At 40.6% G+C, this 21,214-nt stretch carries 23 protein-coding genes, 3 tRNA genes and 1 pseudogene; 11 read left to right on the forward strand and 16 right to left on the reverse strand.

The window, feature by feature from the left end:
• The first annotated feature begins 515 nt into the window (after positions 1-515).
• Complete coding sequence (locus OQE68_RS26495; RefSeq protein ID WP_180570105.1) at positions 516-755, forward strand: helix-turn-helix domain-containing protein; 240 nt, start codon at positions 516-518, stop codon at positions 753-755.
• A 453-nt stretch (positions 756-1,208) separates the two neighbouring features.
• Here the strand turns inward: OQE68_RS26495 and OQE68_RS26500 are convergent, their stop codons facing one another.
• Positions 1,209-1,547 (reverse strand): hypothetical protein, encoded by a 339-nt coding sequence (locus tag OQE68_RS26500; RefSeq protein WP_180570106.1) that lies wholly within the window; start codon positions 1,545-1,547, stop codon positions 1,209-1,211.
• A gap of 45 nt (positions 1,548-1,592) precedes the next feature.
• Complete coding sequence (locus tag OQE68_RS26505) at positions 1,593-1,763, reverse strand: hypothetical protein (RefSeq protein WP_180570107.1); 171 nt, start codon at positions 1,761-1,763, stop codon at positions 1,593-1,595.
• Positions 1,764-1,950: 187 nt separating this feature from the next.
• Between OQE68_RS26505 and OQE68_RS26510 the strand changes: the two genes are divergently transcribed.
• Entirely contained in the window at positions 1,951-3,690 is a 1,740-nt protein-coding gene (locus OQE68_RS26510) for a bifunctional alpha/beta hydrolase/class I SAM-dependent methyltransferase (RefSeq protein WP_180570108.1), read from the forward strand.
• An 856-nt stretch (positions 3,691-4,546) separates the two neighbouring features.
• On the opposite strand, the gene OQE68_RS26515 is transcribed toward OQE68_RS26510, so the two are convergent.
• A complete protein-coding gene (locus OQE68_RS26515; RefSeq protein ID WP_180570109.1) occupies positions 4,547-4,804 on the reverse strand; it encodes a hypothetical protein in 258 nt (85 codons plus the stop codon).
• A gap of 367 nt (positions 4,805-5,171) precedes the next feature.
• Between OQE68_RS26515 and OQE68_RS26520 the strand changes: the two genes are divergently transcribed.
• The 3 genes from OQE68_RS26520 (at position 5,172) to OQE68_RS26530 (ending at position 7,176) form a co-directional block, all read left to right on the forward strand.
• Positions 5,172-6,299 (forward strand): extracellular solute-binding protein, encoded by a 1,128-nt coding sequence (locus tag OQE68_RS26520; protein ID WP_180570110.1) that lies wholly within the window; start codon positions 5,172-5,174, stop codon positions 6,297-6,299.
• Positions 6,300-6,401: 102 nt separating this feature from the next.
• The gene (locus tag OQE68_RS26525) at positions 6,402-6,533 is read left to right on the forward strand and encodes a hypothetical protein (RefSeq protein ID WP_255490979.1); all 132 of its coding nucleotides are present in this window, start codon (positions 6,402-6,404) and stop codon (positions 6,531-6,533) included.
• A gap of 433 nt (positions 6,534-6,966) precedes the next feature.
• Positions 6,967-7,176, forward strand: a complete 210-nt coding sequence (locus tag OQE68_RS26530) for a hypothetical protein (RefSeq protein ID WP_180570111.1) — start codon at positions 6,967-6,969, stop codon at positions 7,174-7,176.
• 25 nt (positions 7,177-7,201) lie between these two features.
• On the opposite strand, the gene tnpC is transcribed toward OQE68_RS26530, so the two are convergent.
• From tnpC to OQE68_RS26545, 3 genes are all read right to left on the reverse strand, one after another.
• The gene (gene tnpC / locus OQE68_RS26535; RefSeq protein ID WP_266195834.1) at positions 7,202-8,800 is read right to left on the reverse strand and encodes an IS66 family transposase; all 1,599 of its coding nucleotides are present in this window, start codon (positions 8,798-8,800) and stop codon (positions 7,202-7,204) included.
• 85 nt (positions 8,801-8,885) lie between these two features.
• Entirely contained in the window at positions 8,886-9,218 is a 333-nt protein-coding gene (gene tnpB / locus OQE68_RS26540) for an IS66 family insertion sequence element accessory protein TnpB (RefSeq protein ID WP_180571849.1), read from the reverse strand.
• A 2-nt stretch (positions 9,219-9,220) separates the two neighbouring features.
• Positions 9,221-9,604, reverse strand: a complete 384-nt coding sequence (locus tag OQE68_RS26545) for a hypothetical protein (protein ID WP_180571848.1) — start codon at positions 9,602-9,604, stop codon at positions 9,221-9,223.
• A gap of 207 nt (positions 9,605-9,811) precedes the next feature.
• Here OQE68_RS26545 and OQE68_RS26550 point away from each other — a divergent pair, with 207 nt between their 5' ends.
• Positions 9,812-10,198 carry a hypothetical protein gene (locus tag OQE68_RS26550; RefSeq protein ID WP_180572081.1) on the forward strand — a complete coding sequence of 129 codons (387 nt, stop codon included), beginning with the start codon at positions 9,812-9,814 and terminating at the stop codon, positions 10,196-10,198.
• Positions 10,199-10,435: 237 nt separating this feature from the next.
• Here OQE68_RS26550 and OQE68_RS26555 read toward each other — a convergent pair whose 3' ends face one another.
• On the reverse strand, positions 10,436-10,603 hold the full coding sequence (locus tag OQE68_RS26555) for a hypothetical protein (RefSeq protein WP_180569582.1): 168 nt from the start codon (positions 10,601-10,603) through the stop codon (positions 10,436-10,438).
• A gap of 252 nt (positions 10,604-10,855) precedes the next feature.
• On the opposite strand from OQE68_RS26555, the gene OQE68_RS26560 reads away from it, so the two are divergent.
• The 3 genes and pseudogenes from OQE68_RS26560 to OQE68_RS26570 all read left to right on the forward strand — a co-directional run bounded on the left by OQE68_RS26560 (position 10,856) and on the right by OQE68_RS26570 (position 11,888).
• Positions 10,856-11,179 (forward strand): hypothetical protein, encoded by a 324-nt coding sequence (locus OQE68_RS26560; RefSeq protein ID WP_180569580.1) that lies wholly within the window; start codon positions 10,856-10,858, stop codon positions 11,177-11,179.
• Between the two features lie 123 nt (positions 11,180-11,302).
• Positions 11,303-11,500, forward strand: a pseudogene (locus OQE68_RS26565) (IS110 family RNA-guided transposase); the annotation flags it as partial.
• A 46-nt stretch (positions 11,501-11,546) separates the two neighbouring features.
• Positions 11,547-11,888: a site-specific integrase gene (locus OQE68_RS26570; protein ID WP_180569579.1), complete on the forward strand. Its 342-nt coding sequence runs from the start codon at positions 11,547-11,549 to the stop codon at positions 11,886-11,888.
• A 95-nt stretch (positions 11,889-11,983) separates the two neighbouring features.
• On the opposite strand, the gene OQE68_RS26575 is transcribed toward OQE68_RS26570, so the two are convergent.
• The 8 genes from OQE68_RS26575 to OQE68_RS26610 all read right to left on the reverse strand — a co-directional run bounded on the left by OQE68_RS26575 (position 11,984) and on the right by OQE68_RS26610 (position 17,760).
• Positions 11,984-12,071, reverse strand: a tRNA-Leu gene (locus OQE68_RS26575).
• 44 nt (positions 12,072-12,115) lie between these two features.
• A tRNA-Cys gene (locus OQE68_RS26580) sits at positions 12,116-12,189 on the reverse strand.
• Between the two features lie 8 nt (positions 12,190-12,197).
• Positions 12,198-12,273 (reverse strand) — tRNA-Gly (locus OQE68_RS26585).
• 133 nt (positions 12,274-12,406) lie between these two features.
• Entirely contained in the window at positions 12,407-12,994 is a 588-nt protein-coding gene (gene pgsA / locus OQE68_RS26590) for a CDP-diacylglycerol--glycerol-3-phosphate 3-phosphatidyltransferase (RefSeq protein ID WP_180569578.1), read from the reverse strand.
• Positions 12,995-13,091: 97 nt separating this feature from the next.
• Entirely contained in the window at positions 13,092-14,936 is a 1,845-nt protein-coding gene (gene uvrC / locus OQE68_RS26595) for an excinuclease ABC subunit UvrC (protein WP_266195835.1), read from the reverse strand.
• Between the two features lie 172 nt (positions 14,937-15,108).
• Positions 15,109-15,756 (reverse strand): UvrY/SirA/GacA family response regulator transcription factor, encoded by a 648-nt coding sequence (gene uvrY / locus OQE68_RS26600; RefSeq protein ID WP_180569577.1) that lies wholly within the window; start codon positions 15,754-15,756, stop codon positions 15,109-15,111.
• 318 nt (positions 15,757-16,074) lie between these two features.
• The gene (locus OQE68_RS26605; RefSeq protein ID WP_180569576.1) at positions 16,075-17,004 is read right to left on the reverse strand and encodes an electron transfer flavoprotein subunit alpha/FixB family protein; all 930 of its coding nucleotides are present in this window, start codon (positions 17,002-17,004) and stop codon (positions 16,075-16,077) included.
• On the reverse strand, positions 17,005-17,760 hold the full coding sequence (locus OQE68_RS26610; RefSeq protein WP_180569575.1) for an electron transfer flavoprotein subunit beta/FixA family protein: 756 nt from the start codon (positions 17,758-17,760) through the stop codon (positions 17,005-17,007).
• Positions 17,761-18,295: 535 nt separating this feature from the next.
• On the opposite strand from OQE68_RS26610, the gene OQE68_RS26615 reads away from it, so the two are divergent.
• The gene (locus tag OQE68_RS26615) at positions 18,296-19,951 is read left to right on the forward strand and encodes an electron transfer flavoprotein-ubiquinone oxidoreductase (protein ID WP_180569574.1); all 1,656 of its coding nucleotides are present in this window, start codon (positions 18,296-18,298) and stop codon (positions 19,949-19,951) included.
• A gap of 198 nt (positions 19,952-20,149) precedes the next feature.
• Here OQE68_RS26615 and OQE68_RS26620 read toward each other — a convergent pair whose 3' ends face one another.
• Positions 20,150-20,428 carry a TMEM165/GDT1 family protein gene (locus tag OQE68_RS26620; RefSeq protein WP_219340088.1) on the reverse strand — a complete coding sequence of 93 codons (279 nt, stop codon included), beginning with the start codon at positions 20,426-20,428 and terminating at the stop codon, positions 20,150-20,152.
• A 322-nt stretch (positions 20,429-20,750) separates the two neighbouring features.
• On the opposite strand from OQE68_RS26620, the gene OQE68_RS26625 reads away from it, so the two are divergent.
• Positions 20,751-21,125: a hypothetical protein gene (locus OQE68_RS26625; RefSeq protein ID WP_180569573.1), complete on the forward strand. Its 375-nt coding sequence runs from the start codon at positions 20,751-20,753 to the stop codon at positions 21,123-21,125.
• Positions 21,126-21,214: the final 89 nt, after the last annotated feature.

Raw genomic sequence — 21,214 nt, forward strand, 5'->3', positions numbered from 1 at the left:
ACTGATCATACTAATAAAAGGGAAATCAATACTAACCAACATCCCATCCCATCTAATAAACTTGTTATATTTTATTTATCACCCCTATAATTTTTTCAATTTCCATATCATTTATGAAGACCATATCACAGCTTATTTTTATAGTTAAAAACGAATCATTATAAGAGCACCATTAGCAATAGATGACTATTAAGTCATTATCAAACCAACTCGACAATAAGAAAACACCAGGCAAACCTCACCCATGATTTCTTGCTGAAATTTTTGCTTAACATTATTAACTTTCTAACAATTACAAATAAATTTCATCAGCATAAACAAGACAACACAAACAGTGCATAAAAGCATCAAATTTAAAGAGTAAGTACACACAAATTGCGAATAGCTTATATTTTAAATAGCATTATTTCGTCGCGTTTAATTTTTATTATTGTATGTTTTTTGTAAAATCGTAGTCACACTTCCTTACAGCTAAGGAACACTCCAGTTATTTTTTAACTTTAGGAGGAAAAGCAATGGAAGCGTTCGAAACATACTGCAAAGGAATGGCTGCTCACTTAAGAAAAATAAGAAAACAACGTGGCATGACCCAAGAAGCACTAGCAGAAGCCGCTAATATTAGCCCGGAATATGTCAGCCGGATAGAGCGAGGAATCAATAAACCATCACTTAAAACCCTATACGACCTTTCAATGGCCTTAGAATTTAAGTTTATATTGATTGATGAAGGACCTGAACAAGAAACTAATCACTAGCTAATCAGCAATCAATGATTGCTTTAAGGGAGGAGCTAATAATCGCGGATAAGTAAGCAAAAACATACCGCAACCAAAATAACAATAAATCCCAATAAAATACGTCTGATAATCATTTTATAGGTAATGCTTTTATAACCAAAGCGAATGTTTGTTAAGCATGACCCACAAGCTATTTGGCCCCATGAGTTTATATGTTTATAAATGATTGGGGTGACAGTTCATTGTGCTATAGCTATTGTTTCTGCATTGCTCTATTAGTGGTATCCATACCACTATACATTAAACATTAAACATTAAGTGTATTTCTCACCCTCCATGGCGGTCAGGAATGGTACCAACACAATTTAAACTCTCAAACAATCCTGTTGTCTATCAGCTAGATAATTCAGTTTATACCCTACACTATTTTGAGTATACCATTGATATGAACAGCTTTATGTACAAAATAGATTAATTTGGTCGGTCTTGAATGAGTTTATCCAGTTTTTCTTCCAATAACTGTATTTTAGAAAAACTCTCATCCTTACGTAAATAAGTTTCTGCCACCTGCTTTTGATAACCTAAGAATTTTTTTTCAACCTCATGCAAGTGTTGATCTTGTCGATGAAATACCTGCTTAAAGTCCTTATCAAGGTTATCTAGTTTTTTACTGACATTATTCAAATTCGTATCAGCTTGTTGCTTTAACTGTTGAAATTGCCGGTTAATACTGAATCTAATCGTCGTCAAGATAAGAGTAATTAAGGTGATGCTAACAGCTAGTAGTTGGAGTAACTCTGACAGTTTCATTATTATTTCTCCCTACAGATTTGGCTAGTTTTACCTGCTTTCTTATTAAGGCATATCCTCTTCATAATATTCCTCGCCTTCAAAATCCATTAACTCATCCAAGCCACTACAATCAATCAGCTCATCAAAATCAGTTAATAGACGATTTACTTCCTTTTCAGACTCAATAAAAAGATCAAGATCACCCGAAAAATCCCATAATAAATCATCATCCATTATCTACCCCCTAATTTATCGTTTTAGGTATATACTCATACTTGATTAAATAGAAGTGACCCAACAATTGACAGGAACTATGACTACTAGTGATTTGTAATTGTACCAATCATGTAGGGTAAAATAGGTGGCATAGAAATGATTACTGTTGTACCCTGAATAATATTATTTACGCAGAATAAAATCTATGGAAAAACACTTTATTACCCACGATGGCGTAGAGCTATTTTATCGATATTGGCCCGCCAAAGAGACACCAGAAAAACAGGCTATTGTTCTGTTACACCGTGGCCATGAACACTCTGGCAGAATGGCTCACCTGGTAGAGGAACTGGGCTTAAATGAGTTTGATTTTTTTGCCTGGGATGCCCGAGGCCATGGTCAATCCCCTGGGCAACGAGGTTTCAGCCCTAGCTTCGGTACAATAGTACGTGACCTACAAACATTCATTGAGCATATTTCATCTACTTACCAGATAAATATCAATAATATTGCCATTATCGGCCAAAGTGTCGGTGCAGTGGTAGCTGCTACCTGGGTACATGACTATGCTCCCAATATTCGCTGCCTAGTACTTGCTTCACCTGCTTTTAAAATAAAGCTCTATATCCCGTTTGCCAGACTTGCCATTAAGCTATGGTATAAATTTAAAGGTTTGTTTTTTGTTAATAGCTATGTCAACGCCAAATTTCTCACCCACGATCCAAAACGCATTGCCAGCTATAACACTGACCCATTGGTTACTCGCCCCATTGCAGCCAATGTATTATTAGGGTTATATGACACTGCAGAGCGAGTAGTTGCCGATGCAGCAGCAATAACCGTTCCCACCCAATTGTTAATTTCTGGAGCCGATTTTGTCGTACACCATCAACCCCAACACGCTTTTTTCGCTAGACTAAGCTCGTTTATTAAAGAAAAACATGTGTTGCCAGGTTTTTATCACGACACATTAGGTGAAATGCACCGCGAACTTGCAACTAACAAAATTCGTGACTTCATTACTCGTCTGTTTGCCTCCAAACAACAGCAGTTATCATTGCTAAATGCACACCAGCAAGGTTACACCAAAACTGAGGCGGATGAGCTAGCCGTCCCCTACCCCATCAACTCCTGGCAAGGGATATATTGGCAGCTATATCGTTACTCACTTCACCTGGCAGGCATGTTATCTACAGGTATTCGCTTAGGCCACCAAACAGGGTTTGACTCTGGAAGCACCCTTGATTATGTGTATCGCAATGAACCAAGGGGTACTTCACCTGTAGGCCAATGGATAGATCAATACTACCTTAACAGTATTGGCTGGCGTGGCATTCGTCAGCGTAAAACCCATTTAGAGGAATGCCTACGCCTGGCAATACAATGGCTTCATAACAAAAACATGTCAATTAATATTGTAGATATTGCAGCTGGTCATGGTCGTTATGTTTTAGAGACTATTGTAACCAGTAATATCAAACCAGACTCAATTCTACTTCGTGATTACAGTGAGCTTAATGTTGAGCAAGGCCAACAATTAATCAAAGAGAAAGGGCTTACCGATATTGCTACCTTTACGACAGGTGATGCGTTTAACAAAACCAGCTTAGCGGAAATTACTCCCACACCTTCTATTGCTATCGTTTCTGGCTTGTATGAACTATTTGCTGACAATCCATTAATTACTCAGTCATTGGCTGGGCTCGCCAGCGTTATTCCCGAAGGTGGTTACCTTATTTACACTAACCAACCTTGGCACCCCCAATTGGAAATGATTGCCCGAGCATTAACCAGCCACCGAGAAGGACAAGCCTGGGTGATGCGCCGCCGCACTCAATTAGAAATGGACCAACTGGTAGAATCAGCGGGATTTACAAAAATAACCCAGCGCATTGATGATGATGGAATTTTTTCTGTGTCTATTGCTGAGCGGATTGGTAGATGACGTTATACCTGACGGGAAGGACTGTTAATATCTCTGTTAACTTGGTTGGTGTTTAATCAACACCAGCCAGATTTAAGCAGTTATGCGCCTAAATTCCTAATGACAGGTGTCCATTAGGGGGAAGATCACTTTATTTCTACCCCTAAAGATGATTCATGATAGGTATATTATTAGGTTAAATAATGGCTCTGAGTGTCAATATATAAAACACTATCATCACAATTGAGATAGTTCGAAAAACCAGAAAAACCCTTGACATAAACACTATGTTAATCAGCATAAAAAAATGTATTGCACCAAGAGTAATCAAAGTAAAAGTGTAAAACTCTGCTGCTTTCCCAATAGTAGCACCTGACGATAACGCTGCAACAGCAAAAACGGAGCAGATAAAAGTAATAAAGAATGCAAACTTATTGTCATCTACCCTTGCTTTAGCTTCAGTTTTTTCTATTTCTCGGAAAATCATATTGTTACCCAACCATCACAAATTAATCATTTTTAATTAAAATACTAGTTAATTACAGACGGAATAATTAAGCTCAGCATTCAGGATAAAGCTGGTATTAAATCCGATGCAGCTAGATAATCGTAATCAAGCAATTAACATTCCAAAAACTGGGATTGAATTAGGCGTTTAATTAATTGAGCATGGGTAGGTAACAACATGGTATGCCCAATACGAATGGTTTTTAGGTTCAGCCATCGAGTGACGAGAAATGAAGATAACAAAACCTAGAAATCATTCATGAAGGGTATATATGAATCGTTTACCCGTTTGAAGTGACCTGCGACCTTCCTAGCTGACTTCGGGCCAACAGCTAGGCAAGAGGTGGTGTGATCATTGCCTATAAACTGATTAACCTTCTTCATCATCAAAATTGGAGTTATTGTTCTCCTTAAAGTCTGCAATTAAACCAACAGCAATGCCAACTAATCCCCCGCCAATTACCATCATAAAAAAACGTCCAATTAGCCCTAATCCACTTAAACCTACCCCAGAACAGAAAAAACTACCAAGTAAGCCAAGTCCAGCACCAAGAGCACCATCCAATAACGTTCGGTTACTCATTACTTCCAGCACTTGATTCAGCATATTTTTTATATCTTTTGACATTAATCCAACTTCCCAACATTAGACATTGTTCTATCAGGTATAGCCACAACTAACAGAGATGTCGATGATAAGTTTATTGCTTGTAAGTATCGCTGTATCATGTCTAGGTACACCTCTCCGCGTAACTCTTCATTGTTAACAACTTTATCACCCGCTTTAGGTTAGTTGCATGTAAGTAAAGTATTTACCCCAAGTTTAAATTAGATTTTTTTACAAATTTAAAAAGTATGTTAATTATGAAAGGGTATATACAGGGCATTTAGGTGCAACATTGTACTTTAAACAAATTTAATGGTAAGTCAGCTATAACTCCCAAAACCCTTATGCTAGTATGGTAATAAAGTTATCATATATTAGTAGGTTGTAGATGTACTATTTACTTGCTTTTCTTATTCTTATTTTCACAGAAGTCTCCTTTGCAAAGACTTTCAGAATTTTAAATTGGACTGCATATATTGACAAATCAGTGCTAGAAGATTTTGGGAAAAAACATAATGTTGATATAAAGTATGATACTTTTGATGACCTTGATGGTTTTAGGCAGAAATTTTTAGTTAAATCTAAGGAAGATGCTTATGATATAATTTTTCCTCCAGTTGACTATGTACCAGCCCTTATAGAAAGAAAAGTATTGTACAAACTGGATAAAAGTCTTCTCTCTAATCTTGATAAGCTCTCTAATACCTCCATGGCTGATTTAAAAAAATATGACTCAACCAATGAATATATACTGCCTTACCTCTGGGGAACAGTTGGGCTAGGCATCAATGTTGATAAGGTAAAGAAAGCTCTTAAACAAGAAAATATTCCTAGTTCCTGGAAGCTGGCATTTGATCCAGTACTTGCTGGAAAGCTATCATCATGCGGTATTTCATATTTAGATAGTGAAGTTGAAATTTTTCCTTTAGTTCTAAATTACCTAGGAAAATCAGGGCAATCAATGGAGCGTTCAGATATAGTGTCAGCATCTAAATATTTAAGAGAACTTGCCCCAAAGATAAAGTATTTCGACTCTGAAGAATATATTGAACGACTAAAAGATGGAGAAATATGTATTGCTATCGGCTATTCGGGTGATATTTTTCAGGCTATCTCTGATGCTGAGGAAGAAAAAAAAGGTTATGAGCTAAAATATATAATCCCAGAGGAAGGTTCAACTCGCTGGATAGACGCTATTGCCATACCAAGCAATAGCAATAACCCTAAAATTGCTCACGCATTTTTAAACTATTTAATGGTACCAGAAGTTATTGCTAAAATTTCTAATTTTGTGTGGTACGCAAATAATATTCCATCTTCAACTTCGTTAATTGAAGAAGAAATAGTTAACGATAAATCAATTTATCCATCCACTGATGTAGAATCCAGACTATTTTCTATACCAAAATATGAATTAAGGTTCCAACGATCAATGGTAAGGTATTGGACACGAGTAAAATGCGCCCAAGGAGTTGTTGAATGCAGAGCCCCGGTGTCTGGACTTCCTGGTTTCTAAAAAAATTGGCTCTATATGGATTCCTAGAGGGTAGCATATAATACAACCAAAAATGTATTATGCACGTCTATTTGTGTGAATTAAGTCAGTAATAAGCAAAGAATGATCAATATCAAACAACTGGTAAATGATGAGCAATGTTACCAGTTTATTCGGCCTGATTGCGTCAGCTGCACTCACTGCCAGTCTCAACAAGTAGAAGGCAATGGCAATCATCAAAAGCAAATTGCCTGAAAACGTTATCGCTGCCTAGCGTGTCATCGGGGATTTGATGACCTAACACCCACCATTTTTTCTGGTCATCACCAGCTACTGAAATAGAGCTATTGATATAACCCCCTAGGAATCCATATAGAGCCAAAATTTATTTATCAACTAGTATCATTTCAAATGCTTTAGCTATCTTTATTAAAAGCTAAAATTTTGATAAAGATAGCTACAATCAAGTAAAGATAAAATAATGAGATTTATATATTCAGTAATTATTATATGTTTTCTAGGATTTTATTCTTATTGCGTACAAGTAAGCTCTCAAGAAATCAGGCATATTCAACCCGTAAGCGCTAGAGACACAAGAAATCAATACTTCATAGAACTCCTTAATCTTGCATTATCAAAAACGGTGGATTCTCATGGTCCATACAGTCTTGTACCAGCCTTATCTAAGATGACACAAAGTAGAGCTTTTCTTTCATTGGGTAGGCAGTTAGATGTTGTGTGGTCAATGACATCTATTGAAAGGGAAACTTTATTTACTCCTGTTCGAATTCCTTTGCTTAAGGGATTGTTAGGACATCGTATTTTTATTATCCGTAATGGAGAAGAACAACGTTTTGAGGGTATCGTGAGCTTCCGAGCGGATAGTGTAAACAATTAAAATGGCTGACTTAGTGTAAATTAATTTATTTTTCTGCCTTAAAATTCCATGGCAACCATTGATCAGGATTGGCTTTAACAGCAGCTTTATTACGTTGAATGGCATTTAAATAATCAAACACGTTAATTCCTGCACTGGCAGCGGTAGCAATCACTGAAGTCAATACATCCGCTACATTGGCACCGGTTTGTGTTTTATAAAATAAACTATTTTTTCGACCTCGAACGATGAGTTTTAACATCGCCTCCATTAAGTTATTATCTAGTCGTGCGCCTACATGGGTACAAAACCGGGTAAGTCCCTCATAGTGTCGATCAAAGTAACAGATAGCTTTTCCTAGCCCACTATTTTCTTCAATTTTGCCACTTTGGATTAATTGATTACCCCATTCTCGTAGCGCTGCCATCACAGGTAAAGAGTGAGTCTGGTGATAGGCTAGCCGTTGTTCAGGTGACAACTGTTCCTGGACAACTGTTGTCTCATTAAGCCAGATCGTTTGGTATTGCTTAAGCACATACTCCACCTGTGTGGGGAAATGATTAAACACATCCGCAAATTGGCGGCGCCCATGGGTATTACAGAGCGAGCGAATGGTTTCGCAACAGCTTTGCGGGTTATTATTGGCTAAGGCATCGCTCATTAAAATGGGCGGGGGTTGATCAGGTGAACGCTTTTCCAGCAGTTCGTCAATGAGCTCACCGGCATGACCCACATTGGTTTGGAACAACACGATTTGGTGCTGATTGCTTAAATTCGCAATCACACCTGAGGCATAAATGCCTGTTCGTCGTTTGGCTTTTTTCTGTTTAAGCCGCTTTTTCATCACCGGGCCCTGTTTTAATATGCGGTGCCCCGTATCATCTAATAAATAATCGACGGCATTAGCCGCTAACTCTTTTAGCCGATCAAACAGTGGCGTCACATCATTTGCCACATAGCTGCTTTGATCATAAAAGGTAGAGCTACTGATGGCGACTCCTAACAACCCTTGTAAACATTCTTGCCGATAAAAAGGTGAGCCTGCAAAATATTTGCTTAACACCATTAATGAGCGCGCTGAGTAACCATATTGCTGCTGTGGTTCACCATCCACGGTGACCGCTTCAGGTAAAGGGGCAGTGAAATAGGCTCCGCACGCATTACAGCGGCGTTGTTCTGCTAAGTGTAGTTCTCGGGCATAGGGGCTCTGACCGGTAATACGCAACAAACGGGCGGGTTTAGTAGAATACAGTTTTCCTATTTCACAGGCAGGGCACACCTCACCACTTTGGTATTGAGTTAGCGCATGATTGATGGTCACCGGTGGTGTGGTGCTTTTCGGTTTAGGGGGACGCTGACGGGGTGGCTTAGCCAGCTTGTCCTTGCTCTCACCTGCTGTGGTATTTTCCCCACATAAATCACGTAGCTTTTCAGAGCTCATTTCAATACCCAGTGATTTACGCAGCTTATGGAGGGTAATTGAGTGGGTATGCAGTTGTTGCTGTAAATGCTCAAGGGTCATCAGCGCATCTAAAATATACTGATTATCCTCTTGGCTCAGCGATAAACCATAAGCTTGGGCTTCACTAATCCGCTGCTTCAGTGCTTGAAGTTCTGTGCGATTAATTGTAGTGGTTTGAGTCACTGCAATCCCTTTTTATTATTCACCCAGTAGCATACGCCTTTATACATAACACGCAAGTCGTATAATGAAAATCATGCTGCACTATTTAGCTCAAAGGCACTATTCGTGTTAACGCTTGCCCTCGTAATAAAAGACTGAGTTGTTTAGCCGCCAACGGGTTGATAGGGGCTGTTCCTGAAGGCCAGCCTAAAAAACGCCCTTTTGATAACCGTTTTGTCATTAGCCAAAAACCGGTGCCATCATAGTGGAGCGCTCGAACCATGGTCTTACTCCGATTAATGAAAACAAATACCACGCCTGAACGAGGATCTTGATTTAAAACCTGCTGGCATAAGGCAACAAACCCATCAATGCCTTTGCGAAAATCCGCCGGTTGGGTAGACAATAAAATACGTGAGGTGGCTGTTAATGCAATCATGCTTACCTCCTTCGCACCGCCTGTAATTCTCGCACGACAGCACTGAGCTGATGGCTGGTTAATTCACCTTCAACCACCAGTTGAGTATCGTCGCCAATACACACGGTCACACACAACAAGGAGGGTGTTTCTGGTGACTCGGGTAAAGGTATAAACTGATTAGCCTCAGGAGCCTCATCGACTTCGGGTGTTGACTGTTGCCAGCGCTTTAATGCTGAGTGACTTAACCCCAAGGTATTAATCACCTGGGATATGGGGTAATTCGCCAGCAATGCAATGGCTTGTTGGCGAAGGGTCAGTGGAACTTGCTTGCGACCCAGCTGAGGGTTATTTCGCCAAGTTTTAAACGCCGCTGCAACGCTTTCTAATGTGGGGGAAACTGACATAGGCTTACCTCTTAATAAGTGAGGTAGTCAGTTAATCAGATTTAAAAAGTTAAGTTGAGCTACGCTCTCGGAAGCTCACAGGGTATCAACACTCTTGAACAACTAAGAGAATTCGTTGCCGGCCAAGGACATGATTGGCCAGATACTCAGATTCTTAGGTCAAATGGGTTAAAAGTGCAGATTTCAACTTCATATGAAAGCCTATTTATGATGCTGAAGAAAGGTCGATTTGACTACTTTCCAAGAGGGGTGAACGAGCCATTTGAAGAGCTGGCAACCAGGCCAGAGTTTGATCTAGCAGTAGAGCCTCATTTATTAATACGTTACCCTGCACCAATATTTTACTTCACTAGCAATGAACATACTGAGTTAGCAACGAGAGTGCAAGCCGGCCTTCAAAAAGCAGTTGAAGATGGATCTTTTAATAAGCTTTTTTATACTCACCCAACCACAAAAAAAATATTTGAACTTGCTAATATTGCAGATAGAACTGTCATTGATTTGAATAATCCTCTTTTAACCGAGAAAACAAAAATTATTGTTAACTATTCAAAGCTTTGGTATAGACCAGGTGAGGAAACACTTCGTAAGTAGCGTGAAAGAGTATAGCCTACCTTCACCACTCTTAATAAGGCTACTTTTTGGGAAGTCTTTCTAAAACTCGGTCCAACTTACTATCAGTATTCTCAATATCAGCACGAAACTCACGCCGCATTTCTTTGCCCTTGTTAGTCAGTTACTTACCAAATTTATTCATTAAATACCGAACTAACACACTACGCAGTATTCTTCTAAATCCAAAGGTATCAATAAAAAGTCATCTTTCCAACCTCACGACTGAATGCTAAGCGAATCAAGCTCTGAGGCACTGATATTACCTTGCTGAATTTCGTCTAATTGCTTTTGGTGGATGGTTTGCTTGAGTTCAGCTTTGTGTTGTTTGTTGGTTAGATAGGATTGAAAAAGACTAGTGACAGAGGTAAGTATTGTAGACCACATCAATGTAAATTACTCGCTAGTAGTGCTTCGTCAAAGTTACTGGTTAAATACTGTAGATTATGTATCGATAGCACTTGCCAGTAGCATTTGTTTGCATGGCGGCATCATTAGCTCAGCTGGCAGATAACAAGGCATACCCTTGCTAAGTTGCAAAAACGGCTTTTTGGCAATAATCGAGTGTTTAATTTTTTTCATTTGGATTTTTTGAATGCTACTCTGAAAGTATCTTAGTAGTCTGATGAGTTATTCCGAATGCATCATGATAATTTTACTTGGATAAATTTTATTGGTGTTCTTATTATGATCACAGCCATTGGGACAAAAACTATGCTCCTTGGTTATATTGGGTGCATAATAGCTGGCTGGAGAGAAGGCTATAAGCCTAGTGGTGTACAGCTTGTATTTGGTTGGGGACTCATTGTTACTGCTTTAGTTATAGCCACTATTATTTCTGAGCTGGATACGATCAATTTTGCTCTTTCGTTTATTCCATACATAATAGGACACACCATTACTGGATTCATGTTTTTCAGTAAAGAAGGCACATGCCATTTTAGTTATTTTGATCCCAAGTAACTCCATATTCCTTAGTTACTCTTCCATCACTTCCCCACGTCAAAGTTAGGACAGGTTTTACCTGAATCTAAATCACAATGCCCAACCACTTCAGCATCAGGGTATTTAAAAGGCCGTACGACGCTAAGTAAATCAGAACCATCTAGATTACGAACAAAAATATATATGGCAGCGGTAGCTGCTGGCCAATTTAATCCAGATATTAGAGCTCAACGTAACCGATTGCTAAAAGCTGGTAAAACTAAAATGCAAGCTTTAGGTGCTGCTATGAGAAAACTGATTCAGATTTGTTTTGGTGTAAGAAGATGGTATATTTATTAAACAAGGAAAAACTGGCAAAAAACAGATTAAAGCATGGTCTGATGATTTGCGAAGAGCAATTAAACTAGCCAGAAAACTACCAGGACTTTCTTCATTTAATGTTATCCATAAAGCTGATGGTACTCGATACAGCTACGATGGATTTCGTTATCACTGGAATTTAGCTAAAAATAAAGCTCAACAGGAAGTTGATAATAAGGGATTGAGCATTGCCTTAGATTTTACGTTTCATGATATTAAAGCAAAAGGTATATCTCACTTTGAGGGCAACCTTTCAGACAAGCAGGAGTTTAGTGGTCACAAAACCATCACCCAGACTGAAATATATGACAGGAAAATTCGGGTAGTTCCGACAGTGAATCGTAAGGACAAAAAACACGACAGTTGATCAAACAAACATTTGCTTGCGACTACTGGATATTATGAAAAATATTATGAATCAAGATTTAGTTGGCGTTCAATAACGCTATAACTCTTTAGAAGTGGTGCCCGGGGCCGGAGTCGAACCGGCACGGAGTATTCCTCCGAGGGATTTTAAGTCCCTTGCGTCTACCAATTTCGCCACCCGGGCTTTACTTGAAACTTTCTATCTTTACTGCTTATTACTAAAAAATATGGAGGCTGGGGTCGGAATCGAACCGGCGTACACGGAGTTGCAGTCCGCTGCATGACCACTCTGCCACCCAGCCATATTTTTTGGAGCGGGAAACGAGACTCGAACTCGCGACCCCAACCTTGGCAAGGTTGTGCTCTACCAACTGAGCTATTCCCGCTTCAAGTGCTGCGTATTTTAGGCAACTAGGTTTTTATGTCAAGCTATTGTTTGCAAATAATTTTTTCTTTCTTTTAATCGCTCAAAAACACAACAGATTGCAGCTTTATTAAACACATTTTTCCCTACTTGTGTCACTCATCAGTGTCTGTAGGCGCCTGATGAATATTTTTAAAAGGGTCCAAGTCAGGCCAGGCAGCTTTTAAATACACCACCATCGACCACAAGGTAAGAATTGCTGCCAAATACAACAACCCAAAACCAATAAAGTAACCAGTACTCTCAATACCAGCTGGTGCCGTTAACAAGACAAAGATAGCCAACATTTGTGCTGTTGTTTTCAACTTGCCTACAAAAGATACCGCCACACTGGTGCGTTTACCTAACTCTGCCATCCACTCCCGCAAGGCAGAGATGACAATTTCACGACCCACTATGATTAATGCAGGCAAGGTCAACCAAAAATTGGCATGCTCTTCCACCAACAACACTAAGGCAGCGACTACCATTAGCTTGTCGGCAACAGGATCTAAGAATGCACCAAAAGGTGTTGTTTGATTGAGCTTCCTAGCTAAATAACCATCAAACCAGTCAGTAACGGCCGCCACAGCAAAAATAATGGCACTAACATGGTAACTCCAAGGCATTGGTACATAGTAAACAACCACAATAATGGGAATCAGGATAATTCGTAAGGAGGTTAAAATATTTGGGATATTCATATAACAGCGAGTATTCTTGTTTTACTAAAAGCTTAGCTTGCTTAATAGCTTGTTTATCTTTGTTACTTTTCAAGGAACGTGCATGATATTAGAGGGATTATTCTGGATGTAAAGTATTATAAACAACCTCAGCTAGCTTTAGACTCAGTCCAGGTACCTTACTTAACTCTTGAACAGAAGCTTGCTTGACCCCACTAAGCCCTCCAAAAAACTTCAACAGTTGTTGCCTACGTTTAGCACCAATACCAGGGATATCTTCAAGCTGTGAACGTTGCCGGGCTTTACTGCGTCGCTGGCGATGCCCCGTGATCGCAAACCGGTGGGCCTCATCTCGAACTTGCTGAATCAGTAGTAAAGCACCAGGCTCCCTAAGCTGTATTTCTTTAAACTGACCTTGCTCATCTAACAGCCACAGGGTTTCCAGGCCCGGCTTTCGAGTAACCCCTTTGGCGACCCCTACTAGTTGAATGTGGCTTAACTGTAGTTCAGTGAAAATTTCCTGAGCCTTTGCTAACTGCCCTTTGCCACCATCAATCAGCACCAGGTCAGGCAGTGCTGCCTCAGCATCAACCAGGGCTTTTTGATAGCGCCGTTGAAGGACTTCTGCCATTGCTCCATAATCATCACCCGCGACGGCTTGCTTGATATTATAACGTCGGTAATCACTAGTGATGGCTCCTTGCAAGCCAAATACAACACAAGAAGCAACTGTCGCCTCGCCACTGGAATGACTAATATCAAAACACTCAATACGACTAATGGTGTCTATACCTAATCCTTGCTGTAGTAAGTTTACACGATCAGCCACTTGCTGTTTATCTGCTAACCGACTAGCTAATTGCTGGGCTGCATTTTTTTCTGCCAGCTGTAGCCATTGTCGTCGCTCGCCTCTCACCTGATGCTTAAACAACAGTCGGTGCTCGGCCTGTCGGTTGATAGCATCTGACAAACACTGGCTATCGGGTAAGGCAGTGGGTAATACCACTTCTTTCGGGTAACCCACTTGATTCACTGATAAATAAAACTGTGATAGAAAAGCAGAAATTTGTTCCAGCTGACTCTGCTCTGCCCCGAGAGAATGGAAAAAACTACGCTGCCCTAACACCCGCCCTCCCCGCACAAACATCACCACTAAGCAGCCTAGCTCACCATTGCTTGCATAACCAATGACATCAACATCCCCTGATTCACCACTGACTGCCTGATGGGCCTGCACTTGTTGTAAGTACTGAATTTGGTCACGCAACTGCGCGGCTTGTTCAAAGTATAATTGTTGGGAAGCCGCTTCCATTTCTTCTATTAGCATGGCAATTAATTGCTGATTTTTACCTGCTAGAAACAATTGGGAGTGCGCAACATCTTGCAAGTACTCTTCCTCAGATACCAAACCAACACAAGGAGCTTTGCAACGATTAATCTGGTATTGCAAACAAGGGCGAGAGCGATTTTTAAAAAAGCTGTCTTCACACTGACGAACTTTAAACACCTTTTGCAGTAAATTAAGGCTTTCACGCACAGCACCAGAACTGGGAAATGGTCCAAAGTAATCCCCTGGTGACGATTTTTTACCCCGATGAAACGTTAGTCGTGGAAAAGTATCCTGACTGGATAAGTAAATATAAGGATAAGATTTATCATCTCGCAGCAAGATATTATAAGGTGGTTTAAATTGCTTAATTAAATTTTGCTCTAAAATAAGTGCTTCAGCTTCACTGTTGGTGACCATCACGTCAATGCGAGCAATTTTACTCACCAGTGCCATAGTTTTAGTCGTTAATCCCGAGGCACGAAAATAACTGCTGACCCGCTTTTTTAAGTTTTTCGCTTTACCCACATACAACACCTGATCTGTTTTATCATACATCTGATAAATACCAGGCTTTTGGGTTAAACGGGCTAGAAATGTTTTGTAATCAAAGTCTAATGAGGTTTCTGCATTCACAGCGATGGCTTAATGGGCTTGTCAAGAAATAGAAAATACGTGCACTGATACCAGTGTAACGATAACAGTAGGAAATGAGAAGCCACCCGAAGGTAGCTGACATTGGTCATCAATGAATATTAAGCGCAGCTAAGAAAGCTAACAGGTAGGTTGTTTATTCATTTGCAAATTGCTAGTTCATCGCCTCCGCATCAAGCATACCATGCTTCACTGCTAACAGCGTTAGCTCTACATCACTACTGATATTCAACTTATCGAAAATACGATAGCGATAACTGTTCACTGTTTTTGGGCTTAAACATAGCTTATCGGAAATGGCCTGTACCTTGTGGCAGTTAACAATCATCATTGCGATTTGAATTTCACGCTCAGACAAACTATCAAAAGGGGAAGCATTATCTTGCTGGAAAGGCTTAAGTGCCAACTGCTGGGCAATATCAGGGCTAATATAACGTTTGCCTTGGTAAGCCTTATGAATGGCATCAATCATATCAGACAGGTCTGCACCTTTGGTCACATACCCTGCTGCACCGGCTTGTAACAAACGGGAAGGAAATGGCTCATCCTGACAGACAGTCACCGCAATCACTTTTATATCAAGTCCAAGGCGATTGATTTTTTTAGTTGCTTCTAAGCCACCAATGCCTGGCATTTTGACATCCATCAGCACAACATTAGGCTTTAGTTTTCTGGCCAGCTCTACGGCTTCTTCACCACTAGAAGCTTCGCCAACCACTTCAATGCCATCAACATCTGCCAACATCCGGGTAATACCGGTTCTTACCAAGTCATGGTCATCCGCCACAAGAATATTGATCAAAAGAGACACCTCGGCATTAACCAACTCAACATATACCTAATAAATCTAGCGTTTTTTTCTAGATTGGAAAATTCTTGTTCACTTAACAGTTTAAATAACAAAACAGACTCTGGTTTACAAAGCAGTAAACATATCAGAATGAAAATTAACTGAATAGCGTCTTTTTGTTATAAGAACAAAAATTTGGCTAATTTTCCGATTCTTTTGGTTAAATATTCATTTAATAAGATAATTACTAGCGGTACATGGACCACTAGTCTCTCGTTTGGTATTTCACTAACGGCAATAGCCAAACGAGATAGAGGTGTAATCATCTTCCTATAGCAGCTTTTCCAAGGCAGGAACAACCTCAAACAAGTCAGCCACCAAACCATAATCAGCTACCTGAAAAATAGGTGCCTCTTCATCTTTGTTAATGGCCACGATCACTTTACTGTCTTTCATACCCGCCAAGTGTTGGATAGCTCCAGAAATCCCCACAGCGATGTATAAATTAGGCGCTACAATTTTACCCGTTTGCCCTACTTGCATATCGTTGGGGACAAAGCCTGCATCGACTGCTGCACGGGAGGCGCCTACTGCAGCGCCCAATTTATCAGCCAGGCTGTATAGCATGGCGAAGTTTTCTCCATTTGCCATACCGCGACCACCGGATATCACGATATCCGCAGCCGTCAGCTCTGGGCGATCTGACTCAACCATCTCTTCACTAACAAAGCTAGAGGTGCCTGCATCATGGCTGGTGCTTAAAGGTTCAATCGTTGCGTTACCACCTTCGGCTTCTGCTGCATCAAACCCTGTCGTGCGGACGGTAATCACTTTCGTGACCGCACTAGACTGTACAGTGGCAATTGCATTACCTGCAAAGATGGGTCGAGCAAAGGTATCAACACTGTCAACACGTATAATATCGGATATCTGATCAACATCGAGTAAAGCAGCTACCCGTGGCATAAAGTTTTTGCCGGTTGTTGTAGCCGCTGCTAATACATGCCCATAGTTTTTGCCTAACTCAGCCACTAATAAGCTAATATTTTCTGCCAGCTGATGGGCATATGCCGCTTGGTCTGCAACCAATACTTTATTAACACCAGCAACTTTAGCTACTTCTTCAGCTACCGCACCACACTGATGCCCCGCTACCAGGATATCAACTTCCCCACCAATCGCTTTCGCCGCAGAGACAACATTTAGGGTAGCGCCATGTAGTTTGCCCTGATGGTGCTCTGCAATAACCAGTACACTCATTTAAATCACCTTTGCTTCATTTTTTAGCTTATCAACCAGCTCTTCTACACTTGCCACCTTAATGCCTGCTTGTCGCTCAGTTGGCGGCTCGACTTTTAAGGTTTTAATGGTTGACTCCACCTCAACACCATAGTCAGCAGGTGACTTAGTATCCAATGGCTTCCGCTTGGCTTTCATAATATTCGGTAATGAGGCATAGCGAGGTTCATTCAAGCGTAAATCAGTGGTAACGATAGCTGGCAGTTGCAATGCGACAGTTTCCAAACCGCCATCCACCTCACGGGTTACAGCCACCTTGCCATCCGTCAATTCAACTTTTGAAGCAAAAGTACCCTGAGGCAAACCAGCCAGCGCTGCCAGCATCTGACCTGTTTGGTTATTATCGGTATCAATGGACTGTTTACCCAAAATAACCAGATCGGGTTTTTCTTCATCAACAATGGCTTTCAAAATCTTAGCCACGGTTAATGAGGTTAAGGCTTCATCAGATTGCACTAAAATACCGCGATCGGCACCGAGTGCTAATGCTGTGCGAATTTGCTCCTGCGCTTCTTTAGGCCCTAACGAAACCGCAACAATTTCAACCGCCGCATCCTTATGTTTTTCTTTTAAGCGAACAGCTTCTTCAACCGCTATTTCACAAAATGGGTTCATCGCCATTTTGACATTGGTTAAATCAACATCACTATTATCCGGCTTGACTCGAACTTTCACGTTGTAATCGATAACGCGCTTGACCGCTACAAGAATCTTCATGGATTCCTCGTATCATGTTCGTGGGTGAAAAACCTGTTATCAACAGGTAACTAATAATCGGCACAAAAAATACGACAATCCTTGTGCGACAAAATTCGGAAGTATCTTGAACTGATTGCTATAGCAGGTCAAGATACCACCCGTTGAAAACGATTTAGCCACTTTAAATAGTCGCTACTCGCTTAAACAGCAATAAAAATACCTGTCTTGCTGCATACATAATTTGGTAACCTTATGGTTCACCAAGCCTGTTTTACCATTGACACTGTTTTGACTGTCGTATGAATAAAAGCCACTACCATTAGGTGTCATCCTAATTTGAGTGCCATTATAATTGAGTACCATCGACTGGGTATCTTCATTATTTAATGCCACCATACATTTAGTGACACTACAGTAGTATATTGTGCCCATTAGACAAAATTAAAACAAGCGTTTAAAATCGACCGTAGTCTGACATAACAATACAGCTATCTTCAAGCTACTTAGTGGTTACCCGTAAAGATAGCTCTTAGCCTGGGTAGGAGATTTCATAGTGCAACGTGAATCGATGGAGTTTGACGTAGTCATCGTCGGGGCGGGCCCTGCAGGCTTAGCCACCGCCTGTCGGCTAATGCAATTAGCAACAGAGGCAAACCAAGAACTAACTGTATGTGTTGTTGAAAAAGGCTCCGAAGTGGGCGCTCATATTTTATCCGGTGCTATTTTAGAGCCAACCGCACTCACCGAATTATTTCCTGACTGGAAAGACAAAGGAGCGCCCCTCAATACCCCTGTCACTCAGGATGATATCTATGTGCTTAATAATGCTGAGAAATCGATTAAGGTTCCTCAGCTGTTAATACCAAAAACCATGCACAATGAAGGCAACTACATTATCAGCTTAGGTAACCTCTGTCGCTGGTTAGCTGAACAGGCAGAAAGCCTGGGTGTGGAAGTCTTCCCAGGGTTTGCTGCAGCTGAAGTACTGTACGACGATAAGGGTACCGTTAAAGGTATTATTACCGGAGATATGGGAATTGGTCATGATGGCCAGCCCAAAGACAGTTATATGCCTGGCATGGAGCTACATGCTAAATACACCGTATTTGCCGAAGGTTGTCGAGGCCACTTAGGTAAACAGTTAATTGCCAAATTCAAGCTTGATGAAGGCAAAGAGCCACAGCACTATGGTATTGGTATCAAAGAATTATGGGATATTCCCCCAGAAAAACATCAGCCTGGTTTAGTCGTACACACTACCGGCTGGCCACTAAAAGAAAGTGGCAGCCATGGTGGTTCATTTCTTTATCATATAGAAAACAATCAAGTTGTCGTGGGTCTAATCACTGACTTAGGTTATGAAAATCCTCATGTCAGTCCCTTTGATGAATTTCAACGACATAAGCAACACCCTGTCATTAAGCAATATTTAGCCGGTGGAAAACGTGTATCTTATGGGGCCCGGGCCATTAGCAAAGGGGGCATCCAGTCATTACCTAAAATGACTTTTCCTGGCGGGTTATTAATTGGCTGTGATGCAGGCACTCTGAACTTTGCCAAAATTAAGGGCTCACATACCGCAATGAAGTCAGGTATGGTCGCCGCCGAAACTATTTTTAACGCTTTATCATCGGGGGCTGAAGCGAAGCCGGAGCTTACTGAATTTACAGCAGCGTATGAAGCCAGCTGGGCTTATAAAGAGCTGTATCAGCAACGTAATTTTGGCCCAGCGATGCACAAGTTTGGCAATATTTTAGGTGCAGCTTTTGCTTATATTGATTTAAATTTATTCAATGGCAAACTGCCCTTCACCATGCATGATTTAAAGCCCGATTACGCACAAATGAAACCAGCAGCTGAGTGCAAAAAAATTGATTATCCCAAGCCTGATAATCAAATTAGCTTTGATAAGCTCAGCTCAGTATTTATTTCTAATACCAACCACGAAGAAGACCAACCTTGTCATTTACAGCTAACCGACCCTGACCTACCGATTCGGGAAAACCTGCCTAAATATGACGAGCCGGCACAGCGCTACTGCCCTGCTGGGGTTTATGAGGTAGTCGAAGCGGATGAAGGTGGCAAGCAGTTCCAAATTAACGCCCAAAACTGTGTGCACTGTAAAACCTGTGACATTAAAGACCCGGCACAGAATATAACTTGGGTGACACCAGAGGGGGCAGGAGGACCAAACTACCCTAATATGTAATAAATCCTTCGTGAAAAATTTTTAGACTGTGTTATGACCACCAAGGATGGTGAAAATGCAGTTCATACAGGAGCAATTAGCTGCCTTCGTTCTTCACCCCAGTCACTTATGACCAATAAGCTCCTGGGGTTTCATCACTCGATGGCCTTGCCTAAACAATTCTTCACTGTGGCTTTTATTTATGACTTTATATTAGCTTTAGGCTTGATAGAGGGTGTAGCTACCAATAACGATAAACGCACAACCTGCCATGTAAGAGAGATATTTTTCATTAATATAATTCGCTAACAAACTCCCCATTAATACGCCAATGGCTGACGCCACAATTAACGCTAATGACGCACCAATAAAAACAGTCCATTTACTCACCTGCTTATCTGCAGCAAATAACATGGTTGCTAATTGGGTTTTATCGCCTAATTCAGCAATAAATACCGCACTAAATACAGTAAAAAGAATTTTAGGGTCCAATGACATAAACTCTCCCAAGAGGGGCAGCGACTGAGGCCAGAGATTGTAGCCATCCTCAATATCAAGGTCTATAGCTATTTATGCTAAAAAACCAACATGCGTACCATTACCTGTAGTGACTAAGGTACAACGCTACCTCCTGACAGCATCTTGTTAAGAAATATATTCTTCGCATTAAGCTCTCCGATCACCATAGACACCGCTAACAATCGTTAGATATTAGAAGCATAATTACAATTCAGACACATTTCACTACATAAAATCTATATGCCAACCAACTATACGACAATAAAATTATAAATTTTTAACTGTTATTGGAAATATTTCAATGAATAAAATTCGGTTAGCGACCACGCTGGTACTATCACTTCTGATTCAAACAAATGCCCATGCTGCCTGGACCTATGTCTTTTGTGCAACACCTGATGGTGAAGACTGGTACTGGTTAAAAGGAAACTACGACAATTATGTCACTATTTCCGGTCAGTGGCATGAAAGCCATATTGTATGGGGTAAATATTTTAAATATATGAGTGTATCTGAGGAAGATTACTTAACGGTTAATCGCCAGTGCCGCGAAGGTTATGTAGCGCAACCTGCTGATAATAAACTATCAGACTGGCAACGCTTTAGAGTCTATAAACCCAACGGTGAAAATTATTATGCGCCTGGAAAATACGGAGAAATAATTGCCCTTGGATAATCAATATAAACGGCTACTGTAGTGTTTACAGTAGCCGTTTAGCTCATAAACTATTCTTGGAGTGTATCATAGCAAGCGCGACACACGGC

It is taken from the genome of Spartinivicinus marinus, from assembly GCF_026309355.1.
Classification (GTDB): Bacteria; Pseudomonadota; Gammaproteobacteria; order Pseudomonadales; family Zooshikellaceae; genus Spartinivicinus; species Spartinivicinus marinus.

Bases quoted from the DNA above. Each gene is read 5' to 3' on its own strand.
- OQE68_RS26520 (WP_180570110.1), top strand. From the start codon at position 5,172: ATGTACTATTTACTTGCTTTTCTTATTCTTATTTTCACAGAAGTCTCC.
- OQE68_RS26550 (WP_180572081.1), top strand. From the start codon at position 9,812: ATGATGCTGAAGAAAGGTCGATTTGACTACTTTCCAAGAGGGGTGAAC.
- pgsA (WP_180569578.1), bottom strand. From the start codon at position 12,994: ATGAATATCCCAAATATTTTAACCTCCTTACGAATTATCCTGATTCCC.
- OQE68_RS26555 (WP_180569582.1), bottom strand. From the start codon at position 10,603: ATGTGGTCTACAATACTTACCTCTGTCACTAGTCTTTTTCAATCCTAT.
- OQE68_RS26500 (WP_180570106.1), bottom strand. From the start codon at position 1,547: ATGAAACTGTCAGAGTTACTCCAACTACTAGCTGTTAGCATCACCTTA.
- OQE68_RS26495 (WP_180570105.1), top strand. From the start codon at position 516: ATGGAAGCGTTCGAAACATACTGCAAAGGAATGGCTGCTCACTTAAGA.
- OQE68_RS26545 (WP_180571848.1), bottom strand. From the start codon at position 9,604: ATGTCAGTTTCCCCCACATTAGAAAGCGTTGCAGCGGCGTTTAAAACT.
- OQE68_RS26605 (WP_180569576.1), bottom strand. From the start codon at position 17,004: ATGAGTGTACTGGTTATTGCAGAGCACCATCAGGGCAAACTACATGGC.
- OQE68_RS26620 (WP_219340088.1), bottom strand. From the start codon at position 20,428: ATGTCATTGGACCCTAAAATTCTTTTTACTGTATTTAGTGCGGTATTT.
- OQE68_RS26515 (WP_180570109.1), bottom strand. From the start codon at position 4,804: ATGTCAAAAGATATAAAAAATATGCTGAATCAAGTGCTGGAAGTAATG.
- OQE68_RS26530 (WP_180570111.1), top strand. From the start codon at position 6,967: ATGACACAAAGTAGAGCTTTTCTTTCATTGGGTAGGCAGTTAGATGTT.
- OQE68_RS26625 (WP_180569573.1), top strand. From the start codon at position 20,751: ATGAATAAAATTCGGTTAGCGACCACGCTGGTACTATCACTTCTGATT.
- tnpB (WP_180571849.1), bottom strand. From the start codon at position 9,218: ATGATTGCATTAACAGCCACCTCACGTATTTTATTGTCTACCCAACCG.
- OQE68_RS26560 (WP_180569580.1), top strand. From the start codon at position 10,856: ATGCATCATGATAATTTTACTTGGATAAATTTTATTGGTGTTCTTATT.
- OQE68_RS26510 (WP_180570108.1), top strand. From the start codon at position 1,951: ATGGAAAAACACTTTATTACCCACGATGGCGTAGAGCTATTTTATCGA.
- OQE68_RS26525 (WP_255490979.1), top strand. From the start codon at position 6,402: ATGATCAATATCAAACAACTGGTAAATGATGAGCAATGTTACCAGTTT.
- OQE68_RS26505 (WP_180570107.1), bottom strand. From the start codon at position 1,763: ATGGATGATGATTTATTATGGGATTTTTCGGGTGATCTTGATCTTTTT.
- OQE68_RS26610 (WP_180569575.1), bottom strand. From the start codon at position 17,760: ATGAAGATTCTTGTAGCGGTCAAGCGCGTTATCGATTACAACGTGAAA.